A 243-nucleotide genomic window follows, 5' to 3' on the forward strand; every position below is an offset into this window, starting at 1 on the left:
CGTTGAGCTAACCGATACTAATGAACCGTGAGGCTTAACCTTACAACGCCGAAGCTGTTTTGGCGAAGAGACGAAATTATCAGCTTGATGACAGATTAACTGACAGGCCGAAGTGGCGTGTTGGTAACAGAATTTGCCTGGCGGCAACAGCGCGGTGGTCCCACCTGACCCCATGCCGAACTCAGAAGTGAAACGCCGTAGCGCCGATGGTAGTGTGGGGTCTCCCCATGTGAGAGTAGGGAA

At 53.1% G+C, this 243-nt stretch carries 1 rRNA gene; it reads left to right on the forward strand.

The features are described 5' to 3' along the window. Positions 1-136 precede the first annotated feature (136 nt). A 5S ribosomal RNA gene (gene rrf, locus NWP14_RS27945) occupies positions 137-243 on the forward strand; the annotation flags it as partial.

It is taken from the genome of Klebsiella sp. C349492, from assembly GCF_042055345.1.
GTDB lineage: Bacteria > Pseudomonadota > Gammaproteobacteria > Enterobacterales > Enterobacteriaceae > Klebsiella > Klebsiella scottii.